The following is an 8,183-nucleotide window of genomic DNA, read 5'->3' on the forward strand; positions in this document are numbered from 1 at the left end:
ACCTTTAATGACTACTAATTACGCGAATGACACGAATTATTTAGCAATAAGGATTTGCGTAATTAGCGAAATTCGTAGTCATAGAAAGTTCCAAGTTCAATGTTCAAAGCTCAATGTTCAAAGTTCAAAGGTAAAAGAGTTCAAAGTATAGAAGTTTTTAGTTAAAAAAATCTTAGTTAAATAATTGTAGTTTATAAAAATATGGTGTATCTTTGCCACTCAGTAACAAAAACAACTATTAGCTAAAAACCAAAAGGAGTTCGGAAACCAAGTAAACCTAAGCTTGGGGACGAGCGACGAGATCTATAAAATGAAAAAGAAGAAAGCCAAGATTTTACTTGCTGCCTTGTTATTGGCAGTGGGAGAGACCGCGTTCGCTGACGGAAAGGCAGTGAGCGGTATTCGACAAATCAATCCAACAACGGTAGAGATTACTTATAGCGACGGTGGCGTGATGACAGTAGACTTCTATGGTCAGAATGTCTTCCGCCTTTTCCGCGACCCAAAGGGCGGTATCGTTCGTGACCCTGCGAGCAATCCTCCTGCACGTATTCTCCTTGACAACCCACGCAAGAGCGCAGGACGATTGACCGTTAATGCGACCGATGCCGACGTGGCAGTTGCAACAGCTGAGGTACGTGTGCGCTTCGACCGCAACACGGGGCTGATGACTGTCACCGACCTTCGCAATGGTAAGGAGGTTATTAAGGAGGTGAAGGGAGTCGACTTTCAAAAGAATCGCACCACCGTAACCCTCGCCAATGCAGCAGGAGAGTATTTCTATGGTGGCGGTGTACAAAATGGTCGCTTCTCACATCGTGGCAAACGCATTGAGATTGTCAATACCAACAGCTGGACCGATGGCGGTGTTGCTTCGCCAGCTCCGTTCTATTGGTCAACAGGGGGCTATGCTGCTATGCCTTACACCTTTGCTCCTGGTGCCTACGACTTCGGAAGTACGGATAAGAACACGGTGACAATCAGTCACGATATGCCTTATCTCGACCTCTTCCTGATGGTTGATACAACCCCAGTTTCTTTGCTTCAAGATTATTATCAGCTGACCGGTAACCCTGTCTTATTACCAAAGTTTGCTTTCTATGGGGGTCACCTCAATGCCTACAACCGAGACTATTGGAAGGAGACAACTGAAGAAGGCAAGGGAATCCTCTTTGAAGACGGCAAGCGATATGTAGAAAGTCAGAAAGACAATGGCGGTATCAAGGAAAGTCTCAATGGCGAAAAGGATAACTATCAGTTCTCTGCACGTGGCGTTATCGACCGTTATAAGAAAGACGATATGCCATTGGGTTGGATTCTTCCTAACGATGGTTACGGAGCTGGATATGGGCAAACTTCGACCCTCGATGGTAATATAGCCAACCTCAAGAGCCTTGGCGACTATGCGCGTAAGAACGGTGTAGAGATTGGTTTGTGGACACAATCAAACCTCCACCCAGTCGATAGCATCCCTGCACTCTTGCAACGTGACATCGTCAAAGAGGTGCGCGATGCAGGCGTACGTGTGTTGAAGACCGACGTAGCATGGGTCGGTGCGGGCTATTCCTTTGGACTCAATGGTATTGCCGATGTGGCTAATATCATGCCTTACTATGGCAGCGATGCACGTCCGTTCATTATCACCCTCGACGGCTGGGCTGGTACACAGCGTTATGGCGGAGTATGGTCGGGCGACCAAACCGGTGGCGAGTGGGAGTATATCCGTTTCCACATCCCAACTTATATCGGCTCAGGACTCTCCGGAATGGGTAATATTACGAGCGATATGGACGGTATCTTCGGCGGAAAGAACCTCTCAGTGAACATCCGTGACTTCCAATGGAAGACCTTCACACCAATGCAGTTGAATATGGATGGGTGGGGTAGCAACCCTAAGTATCCACAAGCTTTGGGCGAACCAGCCACAAGTATCAACCGTTCTTACCTCAAACTCAAGTCAATGCTCCTGCCTTACACCTACTCATGTGCCCATGAGGCGGTGACTGGCAAGCCACTCATGCGTGCGATGTTCCTTGATGATAGCAACGATTACACCCACAGCAGTGCTACACGCTACCAATATATGTATGGTCCTTCGTTCCTCGTGGCACCTGTCTATCAGAACACGGCAGCCGACAAGGAGGGCAACGATGTGCGCAATGGCATCTACCTACCAAAGGGAACATGGTACGATTACTTCACGGGTGCTACTTACGAGGGTGGTTGCATACTCAACGATTACTTCGCACCCATCTGGAAGTTGCCTGTCTTGGTGAAGTCGGGTGCTATCATTCCGATGGTCAATCCGAATAATAATCCTTCTGAGATTGACAAGAACCGTCGTGTCTTTGAACTCTATCCAGACGGCAAGACCGAGTTTACACTCTATGATGACGACGGTACAACACAGAAATATCTCTCTAACGAGAAGGCTACAACCCGCATCACCTCCGATCTTAACGATAAGCAGGTGCTGACCGTAAGTATCGACAAGACCGAAGGAACGTTCGATGGAATGGTGAAAAATCAGTCAACAACCTTCTATCTGAACACCAACGCAAAGCCTAAGAAGCTCACAGCCGTTATCGGTGGTAAGAAGATTCGACTCACAGAAGCAGAGCAGGGCGATAACACATGGCAGTATGTTCAGGCTTCGAATATCAACCGTTTCTCAACGGCTAACAGCGAGATGGAACGTCTCTTGGTAACTAAAAATGCCCAAATCATCGTGCGTTTGGCTTCCTGCGACATCACAAAGGAGGCTGTAGAACTCCGCGTGGAGGGTTTTGCACGTCTGAATAAGTCTAATGAAACCTTGCGAAAGAAGGGTGCCTTGACAGCTCCAGAACTCCTCGAGGCTGATGTTCAGTCGTATAGTGTCACTCCAAAGTGGAAGCCTGTGCAGAATGCTGACTACTATGAGATAGCCTTCAACGGTCAGACTTATACCACTATCCGCCACAACTCGCTCCTCTTCGACGACCTCCAGCCTGCCACCGACTATGATTTCAAGGTGCGTGCAGTCAATAGCGAGGGGGCAAGTGAGTGGACTCCACTACACGTGAAGACGGCTGTCAACCCATTAGAGTATGCTATCCAAGGACTTACCGCAACCTCTACCGCCCGTGATATGGAAGGTTTCGAAATCCATCGACTCGTTGACTTCAGTACGATTGGCGACATCTGGCACACCTATTATTATACGAAGGCGGTGCCATTCGACTTCACTGTCGACCTCCATAGTACCAACACCCTCGACAAACTGCAGTATGTTCCACGTGCAAATGGCGGTAACGGTACGATTACGAAGTGCGATATCGCTGTCAGCAAAGACGGTAGAAACTGGACAGAAATCGGTCCACAGCAGTGGGCTCGAGATGGTAGAACGAAGGAAGTGACGCTCTCTACCCATCCTGTAGCACGTTATGTGAAGGTGAGTGTGAAGGAGGCTGTCGGCAACTTCGGCTCTGGTCGTGAGTTCTATGTCTTCAAAGTGCCGGGTACAAAGACAATTCTTCCGGGCGATATCAACCTTGATGGTAAGGTAGACGAGAACGATTTTACCTCTTATATGAACTATACAGGACTTAAGAAGGGCGATGCCGACTTCGATGGTTATATCTCTGGTGGTGACATCAACGGCAACGGTCTCATTGATGCTTACGACATTTCGAATGTTGCCATGCACCTTGAGGATGGTTGGAGCGACGATGACGTAGCCCCGGTTGGCGGTAAGGTTTATTACGAATACAACCGTAAGTCTTACGCAGCAGGCGACGATGTCATCATCAAGGTGAAGGGTAAGGACCTGCAGTCAGTCAATGCCTTCAACCTCATCTTCCCATATAGTCCGAAGGAATTGCAGTTCGTTAAGGTTGAGATCGACCCATCAATGGTTATGCGCAACCTCACCTACGACCGTCATCACAGTGATGGCTCTCAGGTTCTCTATCCAACCTTCGTGAATGTGGGCGACCACCATACGATCAATGGCGATGCCGACCTCCTCGTTATCCGTATGAAAGCCCTCAAACCATTCACCGTTAAGAATACAACAGCCAAGGGCTTGTTGGTGGATAAGCAGTTGAGAGAGGTGGAGTTGTAGAAAAGCAAGCAACTAACAACTAACACCCCCCACCTAACACCCAACTGGCCCCACCCCCTTACCCCTCCCCCAAAGGGAGGGGAGTGAAATGCGGGATACCCCGTAAGAAGTATACGAGTTAACAAGTATACGAGTTAACAAGTAGACGAGTTATATGTCACAAAGCATATAACTCGTTAACTTGTCTACTTGTCTACTTGTCAACTTGTCTACTTGTCAACTTGTCTTCTAAAAACCTCTATGCTATCTTTGAACTTTTCCGTGTGGCATTACGTCATAGTTTTAAACCCGAATCTGTCATTAGATTCTAAACTTATTTTGTATAAATATCAATTAGTTTGTCTATCTTTGCAGCGCCAACGTAGCAGACTACGCCAAGGTACGAAGACTGACACGATGCTGATAAGAAAGTAAAAGGCATTAGAAATCAATATAATTAGAAAACTTTATTAGCATTGTAATCTACTAACCGATTCGGATTTAATCACATCTAAGGAATGTGCGAAGCCTTAGCACGGAGTGTGCAGAGGGTAAACACCATTGGTGCAAGCCGTCCACACAATCTTAAAAGTGCATGAATAAGTGCTTGAATATTATCGAAGAGAACTTAAGGAAACAATTATTTATTTTTTACATATATGTTATTCGAAAGATTTTTACGCAATAAGTCTCTGATGGCGGCAATGGCATTGACCGCTGTTATGCCAAGTGTTGCGAAGGCTTCGATTCTGTCAGCTGCTCCAACGGCTGAGGGGGAGAACCAGCAACTCAAGGCGGGAGTTTATTTCATTGTTAATGACAAGCGTCAGGCAGGCACAGACCTCCATGTCTATGTTGACGAGAGTGGTTTGCATGGAAAGAATTATACTTCTCTTGCTACAGACTATTCTAATGCTTTTCTCCTTCATGCTAAGGGCGACAAGTATACCATTCAGAGTTTGAAGGATGGTAAGTATGTGCAGAATGTCAATGGTAACAGTGTCCCTTATAAGACAGGCAACGATGCTCATAAGTTCCAGATTGTTTATCAGTCACAGTCAAGTGGTACGGGTAAGTCTTACTTCAATATCTATAATGATAATGTAGGAGGAAACCAATTCTGCTGGCACCTCGATGCTCAGAGAAACGTTGTACGTTGGTATCCTTTGAGAGATAACGGCAGAATAGCACTCGGACCAAGCGAGTTTCGTCTTGATCCAGTGACCTCTCTCAGCAAGCAGCAGGTTCTCGATCGTTTGGCTGAGCTGACAAAGATTGTTGACCCACGTAAGGATTTGAATAAGTATTATCAGATAGTGTCTGATACTTACGGCAGAGCAATGCGTGAGGACTATATTGTTGGAGAGTTGTCTACGGGTGGTTTTGTTGATACCGACTACAGCTACTGTTGGAAATTAGTGAAGTTGGGTAGCGGGCGTTACGCTTTCCAGAATGCTGTTACAGGTAAGTATATCGCGCAGCAGAATGGTCAGACAAGCCGTTACTATACAACATCTGAGGAGCAGGGTAATGGCTTTGAGTTCAATCTTAACGAGAGCGACCCATACATATTGGCTTTCGAGATGGTTGATGCTTACAACGTAGGTATCCACTGTGCTGAGAGTCAGGGCTATCATCCAGTAGGATGGTATGTGAACAACGAGGCTAATAAGTGGGTTTTCAAGGTGGCTACAATCGATCAGGCAAAGCTCAAGGAGCAGCAGGAGGCTTACAAGGCACGTGTCAACTTGACCAAGAATGTGGATGTCTATGCTGAGAAGGTGGCTAAGTATTTCACTAACAGTGTCGCTACTGAGGTTACTGGTGAGGTGACGAATATGACCGATGCAGCATTGAAGGCAAAGATGAATGCCGACAAACTTCCACAGGGGTTGCAGGAGGTTGTGTTGAAGATTAAGAACCAGAGTTGGACCGTTTATCCAAGTGGTCGCAACTGGGAGAAGCAGTTCCGTATCGCTGCCTATAAGGCTTACAGTGAGAATAACTATAATGCTTGGGCGCGTTCAATGGGTATCGGCTACGATTATGGTAGTATGACGAATCCAACAGGTGTTACTGCTCGTGATGGCGAAGACCTCTTCGTCTTCCTTGGCGATGACATCCCACAGGATGCAACGGTACAGATTGAGCTCGTACCATTGGGTACACGCAGTGCTGGTAAGTACTATAACTTGAAGAAGGGATTGAACATTATCCTCAATCAGGGCGAGAACAACGTATTCGTTAACTATATCGGTCGTACCTTCAACAACGGTAAGTACCTCAGAGATTATATGCCTATGAACATCCACATTGAGGGAGGTAAGGTGAATGGTTACTTCGATCTTACGAAGGGTAACACCAATGAGGACTGGCAGACAATGCAGTCAGACGGTCTTGTTTGGGCTAAGGCGTTCAACTTGAAGGGCGAATTGGTTGTTATGAACATGCCAAGTCAGGCTTGCAAGGACTACACTCCTGTTCACATGAAGGAACTTGTTGAGATCTGGAACAGCATCGTACAGCGTGAGGACGACCTCATGGGCTTCCGTGCTGCTGAGCGTGATAAGTGCAACAACGTTCTTAATGCTACTGCCGTTGATCATGGTTATATGTATGCTACGACCGGTGGTACCTATTATAACTACAACACTTTGGCTGACGTACTCAACTACGACAAGATGAAGTGGGGTAACGGTACACTCTGGGGTCCTGCTCATGAATTCGGTCATAACCACCAGCAGCTGTTCAATACGGCAGGTATGACGGAGATTTCTGTCAATATGTACTCTAATATGGTGATGTTTACTTCTGGTCGTGTAACCAGTCGTTCAGAAAACTGTTCTTATACAGATGTTGACGGTAAGAAGTATGATGGTGTTTGCGAGAGTGCTGTCTCAACCTATGCTGACCGCTTTGCTAATAAGAAGATGTGGTTTGAATATGGCACATGGGGTACAACGCAGATGTACTACAAGCTCTATATGATGTTCCATTCGACTGGTCTTGATGATCAGTTCTGGCATAAGTGCCTCGATTATCTCCGTACCCACCGCCTTGAAGGTCAGGGAACAGCCAACTGTCAGGGTCAGAACGACTACTTACTCTTTGCTAAAGCGTGTTGTGTAGCAGCCAATCAAGACCTCTCAAGCTTCTTTGAAGCATGGGGACATTTCTATGATGTGAACGGTTCTGTTATCGGTGATTACAGCAATACAACCATGTATACCACAAGAGCACAGTGGGAGGAGGCGAAGAAGTTCATGCAGCAGTTCCCTAAGGGCCCTGCAAACAATATGATTTTCATTGACGATCATATCCGTCCTACCCCAGCTATCTATCCTGGTGCTGCCCCTGGCACAATGCGTCAAGACTTCAATGGTGCCGTACGTGTTGGTACTATGGGCGACTTCGGCTCATGGGATCAGTTTAAGAGAGACAGCCTCGGAACGGGCTGGGCTGTTGTTAAGGAAGAGAAGACCGTTAATGGTCGTCGCACCTATACTATGGAGGCTAAGAACAGCCACGTTGTAGGTTTCAAGATTTACAACAGCAAGGGTCAGCTTATCTACTTTGCGAACACCAAGACCTTCACTATTCCTAAGAAGGTGATGGAGGATGCACAGAACAATATCGTTATTAAGGTTTGCGGTTCAGACGGTTCTGAGGTTGATCCAGGCACTGTTCCATTGGGTATCACGACCTTCTCGGCTCAGGCTAACGGTGGTAAGGTTGATGTTTATAGCATCTATGGTGTCCTCGTTCGCAGTAAGGTGAACCCAGAGACAGCCCTCGAAGGCTTACCTAATGGCGTTTACGTTGTTGGTGGTAAGAAGGTGGTAGTGGGTAAGTAAGAAGCCGAAGCATCAGCCAACTGGCCCCTTCCCCCGTCCCCTCCCCCAAAGGGAGGGGCGTGAAATGCGGGATACCCCAAAGGAAAAAGACAGAGTAACAAACAAAACAGTTACCCTGTCTTTTTTGTAGGGACCTCCCCCAACCCTTCCAAAGGAGGGGAGTGCCTAACGGGGTGAGAGTTAAAACAAAATTATTGCTGTCCGGTAAAACTTAAATAACATATAAATCCTTGCGGAATTGTCTT

2 protein-coding genes are annotated in these 8,183 nt (G+C 46.7%); both read left to right on the top strand.

Annotation, left to right across the window (positions count from 1 at the left end):
• Positions 1-310 precede the first annotated feature (310 nt).
• Positions 311-4,105 (top strand): TIM-barrel domain-containing protein, encoded by a 3,795-nt coding sequence (locus tag HMPREF1505_RS04440; protein ID WP_036923127.1) that lies wholly within the window; start codon positions 311-313, stop codon positions 4,103-4,105.
• A gap of 638 nt (positions 4,106-4,743) precedes the next feature.
• Positions 4,744-7,938, top strand: coding sequence for a M60 family metallopeptidase (locus HMPREF1505_RS04445; protein WP_036923130.1), 3,195 nt, complete (start codon positions 4,744-4,746; stop codon positions 7,936-7,938).
• Positions 7,939-8,183: the final 245 nt, after the last annotated feature.

The organism is Prevotella sp. ICM33, assembly GCF_000517825.1.
In the GTDB taxonomy this organism is placed as follows: Bacteria; Bacteroidota; Bacteroidia; order Bacteroidales; family Bacteroidaceae; genus Prevotella; species Prevotella melaninogenica.

What these genes read in the sequence shown, in the direction of transcription:
- HMPREF1505_RS04440 (WP_036923127.1), top strand. Translation starts at nt 311, where the DNA reads ATGAAAAAGAAGAAAGCCAAGATTTTACTTGCTGCCTTGTTATTGGCA.
- HMPREF1505_RS04445 (WP_036923130.1), top strand. Translation starts at nt 4,744, where the DNA reads ATGTTATTCGAAAGATTTTTACGCAATAAGTCTCTGATGGCGGCAATG.